General features: G+C 62.4%; 15 protein-coding genes and 1 pseudogene. 8 read left to right on the top strand and 8 right to left on the bottom strand.

Translation table 11 applies throughout. The features are described from left to right. Positions 1–15: 15 nt before the first annotated feature. Positions 16–1,011 carry a transporter gene (locus FZ934_RS01610; RefSeq protein ID WP_153269632.1) on the bottom strand — a complete coding sequence of 332 codons (996 nt, stop codon included), beginning with the start codon at positions 1,009–1,011 and terminating at the stop codon, positions 16–18. A gap of 243 nt (positions 1,012–1,254) precedes the next feature. Here FZ934_RS01610 and FZ934_RS01615 point away from each other — a divergent pair. From FZ934_RS01615 to FZ934_RS01630, 4 genes and pseudogenes are all read left to right on the top strand, one after another. Then, positions 1,255–3,032: pseudogene (locus FZ934_RS01615) on the top strand (acyl-CoA dehydrogenase). Between the two features lie 11 nt (positions 3,033–3,043). Then, positions 3,044–3,796 carry a crotonase/enoyl-CoA hydratase family protein gene (locus tag FZ934_RS01620; protein WP_153269633.1) on the top strand — a complete coding sequence of 251 codons (753 nt, stop codon included), beginning with the start codon at positions 3,044–3,046 and terminating at the stop codon, positions 3,794–3,796. Between the two features lie 190 nt (positions 3,797–3,986). Continuing rightward, positions 3,987–6,074, top strand: a complete 2,088-nt coding sequence (locus FZ934_RS01625; RefSeq protein ID WP_153269634.1) for a methyl-accepting chemotaxis protein — start codon at positions 3,987–3,989, stop codon at positions 6,072–6,074. 253 nt (positions 6,075–6,327) lie between these two features. Further along, the gene (locus FZ934_RS01630) at positions 6,328–8,151 is read left to right on the top strand and encodes a HAMP domain-containing methyl-accepting chemotaxis protein (protein ID WP_153269635.1); all 1,824 of its coding nucleotides are present in this window, start codon (positions 6,328–6,330) and stop codon (positions 8,149–8,151) included. Positions 8,152–8,214: 63 nt separating this feature from the next. Here FZ934_RS01630 and FZ934_RS01635 read toward each other — a convergent pair whose 3' ends face one another. From FZ934_RS01635 to FZ934_RS01645, 3 genes are all read right to left on the bottom strand, one after another. Next, a complete protein-coding gene (locus FZ934_RS01635) occupies positions 8,215–9,465 on the bottom strand; it encodes a class I SAM-dependent RNA methyltransferase (RefSeq protein ID WP_153269636.1) in 1,251 nt (416 codons plus the stop codon). Further along, on the bottom strand, positions 9,462–10,208 hold the full coding sequence (locus FZ934_RS01640; RefSeq protein WP_153269637.1) for a TlyA family RNA methyltransferase: 747 nt from the start codon (positions 10,206–10,208) through the stop codon (positions 9,462–9,464). The genes FZ934_RS01635 and FZ934_RS01640 overlap by 4 nt, the downstream gene beginning before the upstream one ends. A 72-nt stretch (positions 10,209–10,280) precedes the next feature. Next, the gene (locus FZ934_RS01645) at positions 10,281–10,667 is read right to left on the bottom strand and encodes a hypothetical protein (RefSeq protein WP_153269638.1); all 387 of its coding nucleotides are present in this window, start codon (positions 10,665–10,667) and stop codon (positions 10,281–10,283) included. A gap of 144 nt (positions 10,668–10,811) precedes the next feature. On the opposite strand from FZ934_RS01645, the gene FZ934_RS01650 reads away from it, so the two are divergent. The 3 genes from FZ934_RS01650 (at position 10,812) to FZ934_RS01660 (ending at position 13,977) form a co-directional block, all read left to right on the top strand. Continuing rightward, entirely contained in the window at positions 10,812–11,174 is a 363-nt protein-coding gene (locus tag FZ934_RS01650; protein ID WP_153269639.1) for a glyoxalase/bleomycin resistance/dioxygenase family protein, read from the top strand. 267 nt (positions 11,175–11,441) lie between these two features. Next, a complete protein-coding gene (locus FZ934_RS01655; protein ID WP_153269640.1) occupies positions 11,442–13,382 on the top strand; it encodes a methyl-accepting chemotaxis protein in 1,941 nt (646 codons plus the stop codon). Positions 13,383–13,578: 196 nt separating this feature from the next. After that, positions 13,579–13,977 (top strand): VOC family protein, encoded by a 399-nt coding sequence (locus tag FZ934_RS01660; protein ID WP_153269641.1) that lies wholly within the window; start codon positions 13,579–13,581, stop codon positions 13,975–13,977. A gap of 48 nt (positions 13,978–14,025) precedes the next feature. Here FZ934_RS01660 and dxs read toward each other — a convergent pair whose 3' ends face one another. The 4 genes from dxs to FZ934_RS01680 form a co-directional block, all read right to left on the bottom strand. Further along, on the bottom strand, positions 14,026–15,948 hold the full coding sequence (gene dxs / locus FZ934_RS01665; RefSeq protein WP_153269642.1) for a 1-deoxy-D-xylulose-5-phosphate synthase: 1,923 nt from the start codon (positions 15,946–15,948) through the stop codon (positions 14,026–14,028). A gap of 105 nt (positions 15,949–16,053) precedes the next feature. Continuing rightward, the gene (locus FZ934_RS01670; protein ID WP_153269643.1) at positions 16,054–16,977 is read right to left on the bottom strand and encodes a pirin family protein; all 924 of its coding nucleotides are present in this window, start codon (positions 16,975–16,977) and stop codon (positions 16,054–16,056) included. Positions 16,978–17,097: 120 nt separating this feature from the next. Next, positions 17,098–17,349, bottom strand: coding sequence for an exodeoxyribonuclease VII small subunit (locus FZ934_RS01675; protein WP_003545921.1), 252 nt, complete (start codon positions 17,347–17,349; stop codon positions 17,098–17,100). A 2-nt stretch (positions 17,350–17,351) separates the two neighbouring features. Then, a complete protein-coding gene (locus FZ934_RS01680; protein WP_153269644.1) occupies positions 17,352–18,287 on the bottom strand; it encodes a histone deacetylase family protein in 936 nt (311 codons plus the stop codon). A 159-nt stretch (positions 18,288–18,446) separates the two neighbouring features. On the opposite strand from FZ934_RS01680, the gene FZ934_RS01685 reads away from it, so the two are divergent. Further along, positions 18,447–18,848 (top strand): acyl-CoA thioesterase, encoded by a 402-nt coding sequence (locus FZ934_RS01685; RefSeq protein WP_153269645.1) that lies wholly within the window; start codon positions 18,447–18,449, stop codon positions 18,846–18,848. Positions 18,849–18,858: the final 10 nt, after the last annotated feature.

An 18,858-nucleotide genomic window follows, 5' to 3' on the forward strand; every position in this document is an offset into this window, starting at 1 on the left:
GGGAACACCTTGTCATCAGAGGATGTCGACGCGCCGCAAGAGCCACCAGGCCAGCGCGACCGAGGCGATAATCAGTCCGACAGCGTATTCCGTGCCGTTCGACCCTTGCGCGAACGGCAGATTGGCGGTGTTCATGCCGAAGAAGCCGGTGACGAGCGTCGGGGGCAGCAGGAAAGCGGTCATGATCGACAGGATGTAGAGGTGCCGGTTCGTCTCCGAGGAGAGCTTGGAGTCGATTTCCTCGTGCAGCAGGCGCGCCCTGTCCTGCAGAGTGTATATGTCGTGATCGACGGTTTCCAGCCGGCTTGTCAGCCGTCCGGCGATGTCCTCGAAGCCGAACGGCATTTCCTCGTCATCGGAGGCGGCCGCCCGGCGCATGAGGCTTAGCACGGTTCGCAGGTGCCGATGAATGCGCACCACCGTTCTGCGCACGGGGGCAAGGCGCCGGCGCTCGTCGCGGGGCGCGTTGTCGTAGACGTAGTCCTCGATCAGGTTCAGTTCCTCGGTGATCTCCATGACGATGGATATCAACGTTCTCTGGAACTCGATCACCAGCATTTCGAAGAGATCGACGGGCCGCGCGAACTTCGCCGGGTTCTTCTCGATGAGGGCGCGCGCCCTGTCGACGCTGCGGAGCGGCTGCAGCCGCGTCGTGATGATGAACCGGTCCGATATTGCAAAGTGCAGCCAGCCGAGATCGGCCGTCTCGTGGTCGAACTCGCGCTGGCAATCGACGAGCGTGCCGTAGAGCATCTGATCGTCGACCGTGATGGCGGAGTGCGTGTCATGCGTGGTGAGCGCCGCCTTCGCGTCCGGCGTCAGTCCATCGAGCGAATCCAGCAAGCCGGGGACGCGCGCGTCGGCAAGGTTGAGATGCAGCCAATAGAAGCCGCCTTCCGCCGTCAGTTCGGCCGGGCCGGAACTGTTCTGCAGGCGGATAGCCTTGCCGCTCTCAGGAGCAAAGCGATAGGCCCAGACCAATCCCGGGATATTGACGGGCAATGTATCCATGGTCGCTGGTCCTCTTGCGATTGCGGGCATGCGTGTTCTCGCCAGCGTGGTTCTCGGCGTTGCTCTAGTCATTCTCCATGACAGTCGTTTGTACAAGTGTCCAATCGCCACACTCCAGCCCTATACAACGACGGTTACCGTGACTTTAAAATTGACGTTTACGTAAAAATCAATTAGCTCTGCCGACGGAGGAGAGGTTGAGGTATTTGCCCGCCCGACCGTCATACGAGGAGATCGCAGACCATGTACAAGGCGCCTGTCGAGGACATCGCATTTACGCTCAAGCACGTCGCGGGCCTTGGCCCGGCGTTGGAAGAGGGGACGTTCGGTGATCTCGAAGAGGATGTTGTCGATGCGATCCTGGCCGAAGCTGGGCGCTTCGCCACGGAAGAAATCGCCCCCCTTGCAGACATCGGCGACCGGCAGGGAGCGCGCATCGCTGATGGCCGGGTGACCATAGCCGACGGCTGGCGCGATCTTTACAGGAATTGGACGGCTGGCGGCTGGAATGGTCTCACGGCAGCGGAAGAATTCGGCGGCCAGGGGCTGCCGCACATGCTGAATGTCGCGGCGCTCGAAATGTGGAATTCCGGTTCGATGGCCTTCGCGATCTGCCCCACATTGACGATGGGAGCGGTCGAGGCCCTTCATGCCCACGGCAGCGATGCGCTGAAACAGACCTATCTGCCCAAGCTCGTTTCCGGCGAGTGGACCGGCACGATGAACCTGACGGAGCCGCACGCCGGCTCCGACCTCGGCGCTCTCCGGACACGCGCCGAGCGCCGCGACGACGGCACCTATCGGATATTCGGCCAGAAGATCTTCATCACCTGGGGCGAGCACGATGCGGCTGATAACATCGTCCACCTCGTTCTCGCCCGTCTGCCCGATGCGCCGGCCGGCACGCGCGGCATATCGCTGTTTCTCGTTCCAAAGTTCCTGGTCGATGCCGACGGATCTCTCGGTGAAAGAAATGACCTGTTTGCCCATGCTCTGGAACACAAGCTCGGCATCCATGGCTCGCCAACCTGCACGATGATCTTCGGCGACGGCCGTTTCGGCGCGGAAAAGGGTGCAATCGGCTGGCTGGTCGGCGAGGAAAACAAGGGTCTCGCCTGCATGTTCACGATGATGAACAATGCGCGCCTGGCCGTTGGAATGCAGGGCGTCGCCGTTGCGGAGGCCGCCACGCAGAAGGCCGTTGCCTTCGCCGGCGAACGCACCCAGGGCAAGGCCCCGGCTGGAGCGGTTCCGGTATGAGCCCGATCATCGAGCATCCGGATGTCGCCCGCATGCTGCTGACCATGAAGGCACTGACCCAGGGCGCCCGTTCCATCGCCTACAGCTGCGCCCACGCGATCGACATGGCCCGTCGCGCGTCCGACAAGCCGCAGCACTGGCAGGAGAGGGCAGCATTGCTGACCCCGATTGCCAAGGCCTTCTCCACCGATGTCGGCGTCGATGTCGCGTCGCTTGGCATACAGGTGCATGGCGGCATGGGCTTCATCGAGGAGACCGGCGCCGCCCGCTATCTCCGCGATGCCCGCATCGCCCCGATCTACGAAGGTACGAACGGCATTCAGGCAATCGATCTGGTGACCCGCAAGCTCCCGCTGTCCGGTGGCGACGAGATCAGAAGCCTGATTGCAGAATTGAACGTCATTGCCGACGACGTTCGCCGCTCGAACCTCGATGGCTTCGGATCGACGGCAAACCGCCTGGATGCCGCGATCACGGATCTGGCCGAAACCACCGATTGGCTTCTCGCCGAGCTTGCTGCGGGGCGGACCGTCGAAGCGCTTTCGGGTGCCACACCCTATCTGCGCCTCTTCGGCCTAGCATTGACGGGTTGCTACCTTGCAAAGGGTGCGCTCGCAGAAGCCGGGGATGGCAAGCAGACAGCTCGCGTCGCTCTCTGCCGTTTTGCGGCCGAAAACCTGCTCGCCGAGGCAGCGGCGCTCAAGGATACCGTCATCGGCGGCGCGGCGAGCCTTGTCGCGGCGCGTCTTGTTCTGGCCTGAGGGAGTTTGCAATGACGGATCATATCATCGTGGAGCAGCTTGAGGCTCATCCCGGCGTCCAAGTCATCCGCTTCAATCGCGCCGAAAAGAAGAATGCGATCACGCGCGCCATGTACGCGAAGATGACGGCTGCCCTGACCGCTGCCGATCGGGACGCGGCGATCCGCGCCACTGTCTTCCTCGGTACGGAAGGCTGCTTTTCGGCCGGCAACGATCTTGGCGACTTCCTCGCCGCTGCGATGGGCGGCGGTATGCCGGTCGAGATCGTCGAGTTTCTCTACGCCCTGGTTCGATCTCAGAAGCCCGTCGTCTCGGGTGTTGACGGGCTGGCGATCGGCATCGGCACGACGATGCACCTTCACTGCGACCTGACGATCGCGTCGGTGCGAAGCCAGTTCCGCACGCCCTTCGTCGATCTGGCCCTCGTGCCGGAAGCGGCATCAAGCCTCATCGCGCCGCGCGTCATGGGACATCAGCGCGCATTTGCGCTGCTCGCGGCCGGCGAGGCCTTCTCCGGCGAAGAGGCAAAAAGTGCGGGCATCGTGTGGCGGCTCTGCCCGCCCGAAGAGGTCGAGACGGCAGCCCTCAAGGCTGCCTCGGCACTCGCCGCCAAGCCGCCGGAAGCACTGCGTATCGCCCGCGATCTCATTCGCGGCGACCGTGACGAGATCATCGCCCGGATCGACGAGGAAGCGCGGCATTTCTCGGCACGTCTCCACAGCGCCGAAGCGAAGTCGGCATTCGAGGCTTTCATGCGCCGTTAACACCCACTCGATTGATTTTCGTCAAATTTTAAGCCTGTTTTAAATATCATTCTAATATTACGAGGTGTCGGCTGGCAACTGTCACAGCCGCCCGGGCGCATGAGGCGCTTCGTTTCGCTCTGCCCCAGCATCTTGCCGCTTCGAGCGGCCCGCGGTTGATACGCGGACCGTTCCCCGAAAGGAAACTTCCTTGAAAAAGAAGACGAACCTGATGACGCGCATTCTCGTTGCCGCGTCTGCCGTTGTTCTCGCAGCCTTTGCAGCCTTCTCCTACTACATCAATTCCGTCGAACGCAGCACCGCCACTGCCGCGATCGAAGCGAACATCCGCTCGTCGGGCGAGCAGGCTGCAAACAGCCTCGCCAACTGGATGAACGGCCGCGTGACGCTGACGGCGATGGTCGCCAACGCCGTTGGTCGCAGCGCCGATCAGCCGGCGGTCGAAGGCGTGCTGCAGAATGACGTCCTCACCAGCCAGTTCGTCAGCACCTATTTCGGCGATGAGCAGGGCGTCTTCACCATGTGGCCGAAGCTGCCGATGCCTGACGGTTACGATCCGCGCAAGCGCCCGTGGTATCAGGACGCCGTAAAGGCAAACGCCAGCGTCATGACCGAGCCCTATACCGACGCATCGAGCGGCGACCTGATCATCAGCGCTGCCGTGCCGGTCAGCCGCAACGGCAAGCTTGCCGGCGTCGTTGGCAGCGATTTCTCGCTGAAGACCATGGTCGAGATGATCAAGAAGATCGATCTCGGCGGCAAGGGCACCGCCTTCCTCGTCAACAAGAGCGGCCAGATCCTCATCCATCCCGACGCAAAGCTGGTGACGAAGAGCCTCGCGGATGCCTTCCCGGCGGAAACCCCGACGATCGCTTCGAAGCTCGCAGCGACCGAATTTGCCGGTAAGGACGTCCTTGTCAGTTTCATGCCGGTCGCCGGCTTGCCGTCGGTCGAATGGTATCTCGGCTTCGTTGTCGACAGCGATGCCGCGTTTTCGTCGCTCAATGAATTCCGCATCGCGGCAACCATCGCCACCATCCTTGCCGTCGGCCTGATGATCGCCGCGATGGCCTGGCTGCTTCATGGTCTGGTCATCCGCCCGGTGACCGACATGACCGCTGCCATGCAGAAGCTCGCGGCTGGCGACCTCACCGTTGCCATCCCCGGCGAAGACCGCCGTGACCAGATCGGTTCCATGGCCGAGGCTGTCGCCGTCTTCAAGAGAAACGCCGTCGATCGCGCCCGCCTGGAAGGCGAGGCCGAGTCCGGTCGTGCGTTGACGGAACGCGAGCGCCAGGAACGCGAAGTGCAGAAGAACCGTGAAGCGACTGAAATCCGCAATGCGGTGGATGCGCTCGCCGGTGCGCTTGGCGCCCTCTCGGATGGCGACCTCGGTCATCGTATCGAGACGCCTTTCGCGGCACATCTCGATCGCCTGCGCACGGATTACAACACCGCTGTCGGCAAGCTGCATGGCGCGCTGCAGATGGTTGGCAACAATGCCCACGCCATCGACGCCGGCGCCACCGAAATCCGTACCGCCGCTGATGGTCTTGCTCGCCGCACCGAACAGCAGGCCGCCTCGGTCGAGGAAACCGCTGCCGCTCTGGAAGAGATCACCACCACGGTCAAGGACACGGCTCGCCGCGCCGAAGACGTCGGCGGTCTCGTCTCGCGGACGCGGTCCGGCGCCGAGGAATCCGGCAACATCGTTCGCAAGGCGGTTTCGGCAATGACCGAGATCGAGCAGTCTTCGCAGAAGATCGCAAACATCATCGGCGTGATCGACGACATCGCCTTCCAGACCAACCTGCTGGCACTGAACGCCGGCGTCGAGGCGGCCCGCGCCGGTGAAGCCGGCAAGGGCTTTGCCGTCGTCGCTCAGGAGGTCCGCGAGTTGGCGCAGCGCTCGGCCCAGGCCGCGAAGGAAATCGAAAGCCTGATCACCGCCTCGAACAGCCAGGTCCGCTCCGGCGTCACCCTGGTCGGCGACACCGGCAAGGCGCTGGAAGCGATCGTCGGTCAGGTGCAGGAGATCAGCCGCCACGTCGATGCGATCGTGACAGCAACCCGCGAGCAGTCGACCGGGCTCGCCGAGATCAACACGGCCGTCAATACGATGGACCAGGGCACGCAGCAGAATGCAGCCATGGTCGAGGAGCAGACGGCGGCAAGTCACGGACTGGCGCAGGAGGCTGCGAAGCTGATGCAGCTGCTCAGCCAGTTCAATCTTCAGACCGTAGCCCAAGGCATGGCGTACAGCCGTCACGCCGCCTGATCGACATTGAACAAGCATCACGGAAACGCCCGCGCTCGTCGCGGGCGTTTTCGTTTGTGACGCACCGATCAGCAGTTGCTTAAAAAATAATACTTTTAATCAAATTTTACGGATATTCGTCTTTAGTGACATGCAATGCATGACGCAGGCCGGACATCGTCCGGATACCCTCCGCAACAACCATCGGGACGAAACCGCACCGGCGATCCACGCGATCGGCCGTGCCATGTCCTCCGTCGCATGAGATAGCCGCATGTCCAAACTGAAGATCAAAACGCTCCTTCCGCTTCTCTTCCTGTCTCTCGTTGTCATTACGCTCGTGCAGGGCGCGATCGCGGCCTTCTCGCTGACCAATCTGGAAGCCAACACCCGGCAGATCGGCGCGCAGAATATTCCGAACACCGAGCGGCTCTACGCGATCGTCACGACGCTGAACGACGTTCGCCGCAGCTATGCCGACTATCTGCTCGCGACCGGCAAGACGGACTTCCGCAACGCCGAGACGACACTCAAGACCCGTCGCCAGCGTCTTAACACCGCAATCGAAGCCTTCGACAAGCAGCCGAAGAGCGACTACATGAGCCAGAACTTTGGCCGCCTGCAGAAGGCGCTCGCCAACGACGCAGCACTTGCCGACAAGATCATTGCGCTCGCGCTCGACAACAAGCGCAGCCTGGCGAACAGCATCTATCGCGGCGAACTTTCGATGTCTGCCAACAACATCCAGACCCTCGTCGATGGAATGCTGGCCAAGGACCGGCAGTCGACCGATGCCGCGCTCTTAGCCGCATCAGGCAACTACAGTGCAGGCATCCTGTCGATCGTCGGCGGCCTGGCCGTCGCCCTGGCCGTCGCCGTCGCTGCCGCCTTCCTTGCATGGAAGCGTATCTCGCAGCCGATCTCGACGATTGCCGTTCGCATGGCCCGTCTCGCCGATGGCGAGCTCGACGCTGCCGTCCCCTACGCGGGTAGCAAGGATGAGATCGGCGACATGGCCGCAGCCGTCGCCGTCTTCCGCGACAACTCCTTCGCGCGTCTCGATCTCGAGCGCAATGCCGAGCACAACCGTGAACAGGCGCAGCAGGAGCGCTCGCGCAACGAGGCCTCGAAGGCCCGCGAAGCCGCCGAGATCCAGCACGCCGTCGCAGCCCTGGCCGACGCTTTGGGCGCTCTCTCGGAAGGCGATCTGACGCGCACGATCGAGACACCGTTTGCCGATCACCTTGACCGGCTGCGGAGCGACTTCAACGCTTCCGTCGCCAAACTGCGCGCCGTCCTGCAGGAAGTCGGCGATAACGCGCACGCGATCGACGCTGGCGCCGGAGAAATCCGCACCGCGGCCGACGGTCTTGCCCGCCGCACCGAGCAGCAGGCCGCCTCCATCGAGGAAACGGCGGCAGCGCTCGAGGAGATCACCACGACCGTCAAGGACACCGCGCGTCGCGCCGAGGAAGCCGGCACGCTGGTCACCCGGACGCGCAACGGCGCCGAAGAATCCGGCAACATCGTCCGCAAGGCGGTTTCGGCGATGACGGAGATCGAGAGCTCGTCCGAAAAGATCTCCAACATCATCAGCGTGATCGACGACATCGCCTTCCAGACCAACCTGCTGGCGCTGAATGCCGGCGTTGAGGCGGCCCGCGCGGGTGAGGCCGGCAAGGGCTTTGCCGTTGTCGCCCAGGAAGTCCGCGAACTGGCGCAGCGCTCCGCGCACGCCGCCAAGGAAATCGAAAGCCTGATCACCGCCTCGAACAGCCAGGTTCGCTCCGGCGTGATGCTCGTCGGCGACACCGGCAAGGCGTTGGAAGCGATCGTCGGGCAGGTCCAGGAAATCAGCCGCCACGTCGACGCGATCGTGACAGCAACCCGAGAGCAGTCGACCGGGTTGGCCGAGATCAATACGGCAGTGAACACGATGGATCAGGGTACGCAGCAGAACGCCGCGATGGTCGAAGAGCAGACAGCTGCCAGCCACGGGCTGGCGCAGGAAGCCGCCAAGCTGATGCAGCTGCTGAGCCAGTTCAACCTGCAGGCCGCATCCTACGGCACGGGATCATACGGCCGCAATGCCGCCTGATCGAGGCAGAGACCGAACAATCGAAACGCCCGCGCTCGTCGCGGGCGTTTTCGCGTTCAGGCCTTATTTCTCCAGCGTCGCCACGACCTCAACATGCGATGTCCAGAGAAACTGGTCGATCGGCGTGACGCTGGTGATGCGATAGCCACCCTCGACCAGAATCGCGAGGTCACGGGCGAGCGTCAGCGGGTTGCAGCTGACCGCCACGAACTTCTTGACGCTAGAGCGGGCTAGCTCCTTGCACTGGAATTCTGCCCCGGCGCGTGGTGGGTCGAAGACCACCGCGTCGTAGACCTTGAGCTCGGCTGTCATCAGCGGCCGGCGGAAGAGATCGCGTTTTTCGACGGTAACAGGCTTCAAACCCTGTGCGTTGCGCGCCGCATGGTCGAGAGCAGCCAGCGCCTTGTCTTCGCCCTCCACGGCATGCACGCGGCCGATCCGCGCGAGCCTGAGCGAGAACGTGCCGGCACCGGCGAAAAGATCGGCAATCCGCTTTGCCTTGCCAACGTGAGCAACGACAAGCTCCGCCATTGCGTCTTCGGCCTGCTTTGTCGCCTGCGTGAAGCCTCCCGGTGGCGGCGAAACGTTGATGCCGCCGAATTCGACGATCGGCTTTACCGGCTCGACGAGGATTTCGCCGTTCAGCGAAACGCGGGCGATGCCGCGAAGGGTAAGCACCGTTTCGATCGCCTTGCGGCGTTGCTGGTCGGAGAGCTTCTTGACGCCGTCGACGGCAAGGTCGAGGCCCGACAGTGTTTCAAGCACGGAAATGCGGAAGGCCTCGGCGCTGGTCGCCAGCGCCGCGCCGATGGCCTTGATCGCCGGCAGCCTGGCGATGACCGCTGCCGACGAGATAGGACATTCCTCGATCGCGACGATATGGTGGCTTTCGGCCTGGTTGAAGCCGATCAGCATGTCCTTTTCGGTCCGCCGGGCGGCGAAAACGACACGCCGGCGCTCGCCGGGATGGGCGGCCACGAGCTCGCCGACATCAGGCGTCAGGCCTTTCGACTTCAGGGCGTCTATGACGAGCTGGCGCTTGAAGGCGCGATAGGGTGCGTCCGTCAGATGTTGCAGCGTACAGCCGCCACAGGTGCCGTTCACCCCATCGGGGCCGAAATGGCGGCAGGACGGCTTCTGCCGATCGGGCGATGCCGTCGCAATCGACATGATGGTGCCATGGCTTTTGACGCGCGCGATCGCGACCGTCTCGCCAGGTAGAGCGAAGGGGACATAGATCGGGCCATCCGGGCTGTTGGCGATGCCATCGCCCAAGGCGCCAAGTTTCTGGATCGTAACGGTTTCTGCGCTCACGGCTTCGTTCCTGCGAGAAGAAATTCCAGATTGCCGTCGCCACCGGCGATCGGCGAGGGGATGAGGCCGAGGCTCCCCCAGCCCATGTCTTCGACGAACCAGCGTTCCAGCTCGGCAGCAACGGCGGGAGCGGAGGAGGGGTCCTTGAGCAGCCCGCCCTTGCCGATCGCATCGCGCCCGGCCTCGAACTGCGGCTTGACCAGCAGCACGGCAGCGGTGCCGGGCTCAGCGAGGTCGAGTGCCGGTGCAAGCGCCAGCTTCAGCGAGATGAAGGAAACGTCGGAGACGATGAACGAGACCGCATGGCCGATATCGTCCGCGACGAGGTTGCGGGCATTCAGCCCTTCGATGTTCGTCACGCGCGGATCGGCGGTCAGGCGAGGATGCATCTGGCCATGGCCGACATCAATCGCCGTCACATGCGCGGCACCGCGCTCCAGCAGAACCTCGGTGAAGCCGCCGGTCGAGGCGCCGACGTCAAGACAGTGCTGACCTGCGGGATCGAGCTTGAAATGGTCGAGGGCGGCCGTCAGCTTCAGGGCGGCGCGCGAGACGTAATCCTGCGCTGGATCGTCGATTTCGATGACCGCATCCTCGGTAAAGAGCGCGCCGGCCTTGAGGACAACCTTGCCGCCCACCTTTACCGTACCGCGCTGCACGGCATCGCGCGCACGCGAGCGGCTCGCGAAAAGGCCGAGGCCGACGAGAAGTTGGTCGAGACGTTGTGTGTTCTGTTCTGACATCGGCTGTCCATGACGGTCAAAGCCGTCAGTTGCAAGCCTTTTGTTGGTTCTCACACCACGCGGACGTCGCTATCAGTTCCAGGAATTCGTTCCGAGGTCCTTTTTGCCAACCATGACTTCGACCGATTTGTCGCCGGTCTTCACCCACGTCTCGCAGATTTCCTTTCCGGCATCCCGGCCGCCCTTCCACGTGCGGCAGAACTTGTCTTTCTTGATGGCCCACACGCCTTCGATCGGGATGACCTGACCGTTGTCGAGCTTCACCTGGCCCTTTCCCTTGCCGTCGGCGCCAAGCGAGAGGGTGCCGGCATACCCTTTTCCGGGACCGCCGAGGATCAGCTCTTTTCCTTGGCCGAGCAGGGCCGTCAGCTCCTGGCCAGTCATCTTCTGCTTTTCAGCTGCTGCTGCGGCTCCCCCGATAACCAAAGTGGCAGCCAGAACCCCGATGACGGCGCGCATGTTGATCCCCTGCATGATTTATGGATCGCTAATATACATTCATCGTGTGAAGCCGGAAGAGAGATTCTTCACTGCTGAGTTGAAGTGGCCTATAGCGACCACGCGAGCGCCACGGGCTCCTGATTCACCGAAAAGAGCGTTGTCATGAGTTTTGTAACGGCCGTCCTCGTTCATGTCGCCTCGATGTCCGAAGGCATGGCGTGGTATCGGCGGGCGTTTCCTGACGCGGTCGTCGAGATCAGCGAGCCATCCGGCTTCGAATTCCTGAAGATCGGCCAGACGCAGCTGGAGATCGTGCCGGCTGACGAAAAGGTCGCCAGCGGCGCAGCCGGCTCTGTCGTCTACTGGTGGGTGGATGATTTCGATCAGGTCCTCGCGCACCTGCAGAGCGTCGGCGCCATTCTCTATCGAGGCCCAATGAAAATCGATGGAGAGCTCTGGATGTGTCAGGTCCGCGATCCCTGGGGCAACTGCATCGGCATCCGCGGACCGCTGGCTAAACCCTAAAACAGTGAAGTTTCACGATAACGCAATAGTGACCGGCGCGCTCACCACCAGCGGCCGTGCCTGATCACCCGGCGTGTTGCGCCGCACAATTTTTTAAATAAATCGAAAGCCTTGCCACCTATGGTTTGGCTGATTGCAGCGGTCCGTGGCCGCTTTTGCCATGATGGCCCTCAATCAGATCTGCCGATCATGTTCGCCGAATTACCAAAGTATGCGTCCGCATGCTCTGGCTTTGCCATGCCTGTGCGCTTCAAGAGAGATTGACTGATGTTGGCCAAGAACATGTCCCTGAACGGTAAGCTCGCCGCGACTTTCGCTGCGCTGATCCTTATCTTTCTATCCGTTTCCAGCTTTGTTTACTTCAAGGCGAATGTGGTTGCCGAAGCTGCCATTCAGCAGAAGAAGTCGGAACTGCTCGTCAACCAGATCGACGATGCGCTGCAGGCGATGCTTGAGCAGGCCGTCAATCTGCGCGGCTTCCTGCTGTTTCGCAGCGACAGCACCTATGGCGATATTTTCGCGAACCGCGAGCGCATGCTGAAGGCGATCGATGCGGCACGGACGACGGCTGCCGGCAACGGTGATTTCGTCGGCCAGATCGACGCCATGCAGAAGGCCGCAGATCTCTATTTCCACCAGCTTGCCGAACCGCAGTCGAAGGCGCGCAAGGAAACCGACATGCCCGTCGACCAGATCGTCAAGATCGGCGTCAACGAGACGAAGGGGCAGCTCGACGGCTTCCGTCAGGCTTCCGCCAAGATCAAAGCCGCAGCCCGCGACGAGTCGAATGCGCTTGCCGACAGCAAGGCGCAGGCGAGCCGGGCGCTGAACATCAGCCTGTTCACCGGCGGCATTGCCGCTGCCGCTGCTGCCGTGCTGCTTGCCTGGATGCTGTCGCGCAGCATCGTTCGCCCGATCGTCGGCATGACGTCCGCCATGGGCCGTCTGGCCGGTGGCCAGCACGACATCGACGTCCCGGCGCTCGATCGCCAGGACGAAGTCGGCCGCATGGCCCAGTCGGTTCTTGTCTTCAAGGATGCGGCGATCGAGAAGTTGCGCCTTTCGGGCGAAACCGATCGGATGCGCAGCGATGCCGAGCGCCAGCGCCAGATGAGCGACGAGCAGAAGGCACGCGAGGAAGCAGAACTCCGTTTCGCCATCGAAGGCCTCGCCAGTGGTCTGTCCGATCTTGCCAACGGCAATGTCGCCGTCCGCATCACGACGCCCTTCGCGTCGCAGTTCGACCGTCTCCGCAACGACTTCAACAACGCCGTCGAGAAGCTGCAGGCTGCCCTTCAGTCGGTTGGCCGCAATGCGTCCGCCATCAATGCCGGCGCCGGTGAAATCCGCTCGGCTGCCGATGATCTCGCACGCCGCACCGAGCAGCAGGCCGCAGCCGTCGAGGAGACGGCGGCAGCGCTCGAGGAAGTCACCACCACCGTTCGCGACTCTGCCAAGCGCGCCGAGGATGTCGGCCAGCTGGTCGAGCGCACGCGCCTCGGTGCCGAGAAGTCCGGCGATGTCGTCCGCAAGGCGGTTGCCGCCATGCAGGAAATCGAGAAGTCGTCCGATGCGATCAGCAACATCATCGGCGTGATCGACGACATCGCGTTCCAGACCAACCTTCTCGCCTTGAACGCCGGTGTCGAAGCCGCGCGTGCCGGCGAAGCGGGCAAGGGCTTTGCCGTCGTCGCACAGGAAGTGCGCGAGCTTGCACAACGCTCGGCAAATGCCGCCAAGGAGATCAAGTCGCTGATCAACACCTCGGGCACGCAGGTTAATGCCGGCGTCTCGCTGGTCGACGAAACCGGCAAGGCGCTTGCCGAAATCGTCGGTGCGGTCCAGGAGATCAACACGCACGTCGGCGCCATCGTCACCGCAACGCGCGAGCAGTCGGTCGGCCTGCAGGAGATCAACACTGCCGTCAACAATATGGATCAGGGCACGCAGCAAAATGCCGCCATGGTCGAGGAGCAGACGGCGGCGAGCCACTCGCTGGCGCAGGAAGCAGCGGCTCTCGACGATCTGCTCGGCCAGTTCAATCTCGGCCATGCCCGCGCCGAAGCGCCAAGGGCGGCCGTCGCCAGCCCCGCGTCCCGCCCGGTCGCATCGCCGGCCCGCGCACTGACCCGCACGGTCGCCAAGGCCTTCGGTGGCGGCAGGGCTGCAACGGCGGCTGCGGTTCAGGAAGACTGGACGGAATTCTGAGCCTGAAGAAAAGGAAAAGCTCCGTTTCCGGATAGCCACTTACTGCAATGTGGAAATCGGTACCGGGGAGAAAAGTGAAACGCTCGCAGCAAGCCACTGCGAGCGTTTTTCGTTTCCGAGGATATTTCGTAGGTTTAAGCGGAGGCTTGTTCTACGGTGCGACGAGGCATCCCCGGCCATAGGAGATTGCGAATACATGCTTCATCACATCTCTTTCGGCGTCTCAAACATCGAACGTTCAGCCGCCTTCTATGACGCCGCTCTTGCGCCCCTAGGCTACAGTCGTGTCTGGGAGGATCTTAGGCCCGGAGAAGCAGATCAGGCGGTCGGCTATGGAATTGCCGGCGGCGGCGATAAATTTGCGATCAAACTATGTCCGGAGGGACAGAGCTCCCCTGGTCGCGGCTTTCATTTGGCCTTCGCCTCCATGAGCAGACGAGCCGTCGCCAAGTTTCATGAGGCGGCGATCGCGCACGGAGGCATCGATAACGGGTCGCCTGGTCTTCGTGCCCATTACGGACCACATTACTTTGCGGCCTTCGTGGTCGACCCGGATGGTCACCATATCGAAGCCGTTTTCAATTCTCCCGACTAGTCGCGAGAAAAGTCAAAGGGCGGTGGGAGCTCGCGCTTCTCCGCCGGACTAGCCGGCGGCGCCGACGCCGAAGGCTGCAGGGCGCCCAAGCACCCGGAAGACCGTCGAGACGATCCCGGCTCGGTCGAGACCGGCATGAGCGTTCATCACCTCGGGCTTGGCCTGCTCCATCCAGAGATCGGGCATCACAAGCGAGCGGATCTTCAAGCCGTTATCGAGTAGGCCGTCTGTAGACAGAAACTGCATGACCTGGCTGCCGAAGCCGCCGACCGAGCCTTCCTCGACCGTGATCAGGATTTCGTGGTGGCGGGCAAGCTGTCGGATCAGGTCGTGATCCAGCGGCTTGGCGAAGCGTGCATCGGCAACCGTCGTCGAAAGACCGGCCGCATCCAGATCCTCGGCCGCAAGCAAACAGTCGGCGAGCCGGGTGCCGAAGGAGAGCAGCGCCACCTTGGCACCTTCCTTGACGACGCGGCCCTTGCCGATCTGCAGGATTTCGCCGCGAACGGGCATCTCGATGCCGACGCCTTCTCCACGCGGATAACGGAAGGAGATCGGGCCGGCATCATAGGCAGCGGCGGTCCGCACCATATGCTTCAGTTCAGCCTCATCGGACGCTGCCATGACGACGAAGCCGGGCAGGGTGGCGAGGAATGCCGTATCGAAGGAGCCTGCATGCGTCGGACCATCCGCGCCGACGAAACCGGCGCGATCGATCGGGAAGCGGACCGGCAGGCCCTGGATCGCGACGTCGTGGACAACCTGGTCATAGGCGCGCTGCAGGAAGGTCGAGTAAAGCGCGGCAAACGGCTTGAAGCCTTCGGCGGCAAGGCCGGCTGCAAACGTCACCGCGTGCTGCTCGGCGATGCCGACATCGAAGCAACGCGACGGGAAGATGCTGGCGAGCTTGTCGAGGCCGGTACCATTCGGCATAGCGGCGGTGATGCCGACGATCTTGTCGTCGAGCTCGGCTTCCTGAACCAGTGCTTCGGCGAAGACGCTCGTATAGCTCGGCGCATTCGGCTTCACCTTGGCCTGCGCGCCGGTGATGACGTCGAACTTGTTGACGCCGTGATACTTGTCAGCCGCGGCTTCGGCAGGCGCGTAGCCTTTGCCCTTCTGCGTGACGACATGGATCAGCACCGGACCTTCCGCATGGTCGCGCACATTGCGCAGCACCGGCAGCAGGTGTTCGAAGGAGTGACCGTCGATCGGGCCGATGTGGTAAAAACCCATCTCCTCGAACATGGTGCCGCCGGTCACATAGCCTCGCGCGTGCTCGACGGCGCGGGTAATCGCGCGGTCGACTTTCTTGCCGAGATAGGCCGTCAGTTTCTTGCCGAAATCGCGGAAGCCCATGTAGGTGCGCCCGGAGGCAAGACGTGCCAGATAGGCGCTCATCGCGCCGGTCGGAGGCGCGATCGACATGTCGTTGTCGTTGAGGATGACGATCAGCCGGGCGTCGAGCGCGCCGGCATTGTTCAGCGCCTCATACGCCATGCCTGCCGACATCGCGCCATCGCCGATCACGGCGATCACGCGGCGGTCGGTCTTGTCGAGATCGGAGGCAACCGCCATGCCGAGGCCGGCGGAGATCGACGTCGAGGAGTGAGCGGCGCCGAAGGGGTCGTATTCGCTTTCGGCGCGGCGCGTGAAGCCGGAGAGGCCGTCCTCCTGGCGCAGCGTACGGATCCGGTCGCGGCGACCGGTGAGGATCTTGTGCGGATAGCACTGATGCCCGACGTCGAAGATCAGCCGGTCTTCGGGCGTGTTGAAGACGTTGTGGATGGCGATCGTCAGCTCGACGACGCCGAGCCCCGCGCCCAGATGCCCGCCGGTCTTGGATACCGCGTCGATCATTTCATCCCGGACTTCGCGCGCCAGTTGCGGCAGATCGCGATCCTCCAGCTTTCGGAGGTCGGCTGGATAGGTAACCTTATCCAACAGCGGCGTCTTCGGCGGTTGTGTCACGGGTGGGTGCTCTTTCTTGTCATTCTTGGGCAGGAAGCCTTTAAGGCATAAATTGCGGTGAAAAAAGTCGATTTCAAGAACCGCAGACTCCCTTTCTAAAGGAGATCAGCCTTCGGGCAAAGGTATGAATTCTTCCTCATCCCCCGGAACGATGTCGAACTTGCCGGTCCGCCATTCTTCCTTCGCCTTCTCGATGCGCTCCTTCGACGAGGAAACGAAGTTCCACCAGATGTACCGCTTCGAGTTCAGGGCGGCGCCCCCGAACAGCATCAGATGACAGCCCTGGCTGCCCGCTTCGAGCGTAATCTGGTCGCCGGGACGGAAGACGAGCAGCTGGTCGGCGGCAAACGTGTCGCCCGATATCACGACTTCGCCTGAGAGCACGTAAGCGGCGCGCTCCTCATGGCCAGCGGCAAAGGGGAACTTGACGCCGGGTTCGAGACTGATGTCGACATAAAGCGTGTCCGAGAAGACCTTGACCGGAGATTTCATCCCCTCGAAGTCGCCGATCACAACGCGCCCGCGCATGCCGCGTTCGTCGATGACTGGCATGTCGGTTTTTTCGGTATGCGTAAAGGAGGGGTCGATTTCTTCCTTGTCATCGGGCAGCGCCAGCCACGTCTGCAGGCCGGACATCAGCAGCGGGTGGCCGCGCAGGTTGTCGGGCGTGCGCTCGGAATGCACGATGCCGCGTCCAGCCGTCATCAGGTTGATATCGCCGGGGCGGATGACCTTCTCTGTGCCGAGGCTGTCGAGATGCCGGATTTCGCCGTCGAAGAGGTAGGTAACCGTCGAAAGCCCGATATGCGGATGCGGCCGCACGTCGAGCGCTTCGTTCGGCTTCAGGATTGCCGGCCCCATGCGGTCGAAGAAGATGAATGGCCCGACCAGACGGCGATCGCGCGTGGGCAGCGCACGCCGCACCTGGAATCCGCCAAGGTCGCTGGTACGGGGAATGATGAGGTTTTCGATGGCGTCACACGCAAAGGCGTCGCCGGGCAGGGGGTCTTTACCGGGGAAGAAGGACATCGCAGGTCTCCGATGAGCGTTCGTTCTACGCTAGCCCCATTGACGATCGCGGACTAGGAAAACTTGTCGCCCGAAAGGCGACGCTCCGTTCAGAATGATGACGATTTCAGTTGCGTCTGCTTACGCTCCGTCCAGCGGCTCTACGCCCTGCGGCTTGCCAGCGCGGTCGAGGCGGATCTTCTCGATACGGTTTTCAGCGGCCGACAGCAGCGTTTCGCAATGCTTCTTCAGCGCTTCGCCACGCTCGTAGATCTCGATGGATTCATCCAGCGCCACGTCGCCACGTTCAAGACGGGCCACGATGCTTTCGAGTTCGGCAACGGCCTTCTCGAAGGAAAGACCGGAAACTTCCGGCTTGGCGCTGTCAGTCATACTCAACCCTTCATCATTCTAAGAATATGCAGGCCGGCCGATTCGGCGAGGCCTTCGAGATCATAGCCACCTTCGAGCAGGCTGACGACCCGGTTGCCGGCACTTTTGTCCGCGACCTCGAGCAACCGCCCGGTTGCCCAGTCGAAATCCTCGCCAACGAGGTTGATCTGCGCCAGCGGATCGCGGTGATGCGCATCGAAGCCGGCAGAGATGATGATCAGGTCCGGCTGGAAATCGAAAAGCGCCGGAAGCACCCGCGATTTGAACGCTTCGCGAAAGTGGTCGCTGCCGACATTGGGCGACAACGGCGCGTTGACGATCGTCCCGTGCTTGCCGCTTTCGTCCTTCGCCCCGCTGCCGGGATAGAGCGGCATCTGGTGCGTCGAGCAGAAGAGCACCGAGGGATCGTCCCAGAAGATGTCCTGCGTGCCGTTCCCGTGGTGAACGTCCCAATCGACTATCGCGACACGTTCGGCGCCATGCACTTTCTGCGCATGGCGGGCGGCGATCGCGGCATTGTTGAAGAAGCAGAAGCCCATCGCCTTCGATTTCTCGGCGTGGTGGCCGGGCGGACGCGATGCAACGAAGACATTGTCGGCCTTGCCGGTGAAGACGTCATCAACGCCGGCCATCGCGGCACCTACACCCGTCAAGGCTGCCTGCAGGCTCTTCGGACTGGCATAGGTATCAGCCTCCAGCTGATTGATCTCGCCGTCCTCTTCGGGAATCTGCCGCATGACAGCCAGCAGATGCTCCTCGGGGTGGGCGAGCAGAACGGCATCTTCGTTCGCCTGCGGTGCCTGCTTGCGCTCGAGCCGCTCGAAGTTCGGATGCCCGAGCGCGACGTTGAGTGCGCGCAGGCGATCGGAGCGCTCGGGGTGGCCCTCGGGCGTGATGTGGTCGAGGAAGATCGGATGTTCGTAAAGGCGGGTGCTCATCTCTTCACTCTATCTCCGGGTCCCGTCATGATCCACACCAGATGGCGCGTGCTGACCCGATTTCAACAAGCCGCTTTGTCGCGCTCCCGTCACCGCGTACGTTTACTTAACGAGCTGGCGACGCTACTCTCACCGGTGGGGAATTCGGTAAAAAGATCAATGAACTCGACCACGCGCTCCAACTCCGTGCAGATGCATGTTCCCTTCCGGGACGTCGACATGAATGGCCGCATGTTTCTGGGATCCTATATCTCCCATGCGGAATCCGTACTGGCGAATTTCTGGTCGCTCCGGCCCGCGGTTGCCGATGAACCGGTTTATGTTGCGAGCAAGGCAACCTGCATCCTGCACCGCCCCTTGCACTACGATGAGAAGGTCGTTTTCACCGCATCGGTCGACAAGATCGGCATGCGGTCGGTGGGTTTCATGATCAGCGTCGACATGGGAGGCGAACGCGCCGCCGAGGTCGAGATCATCTGGCGAGCGCTCTCGCCCGAGGATCGTACGCCCGTCGCGCTCCCCGAAGTGACGCGCGACTGGCTTTATAGCTTCGTGAACTAACGCCTGAAGA

The organism is Rhizobium grahamii (genome assembly GCF_009498215.1).
Classification (GTDB): Bacteria; Pseudomonadota; Alphaproteobacteria; order Rhizobiales; family Rhizobiaceae; genus Rhizobium; species Rhizobium grahamii_A.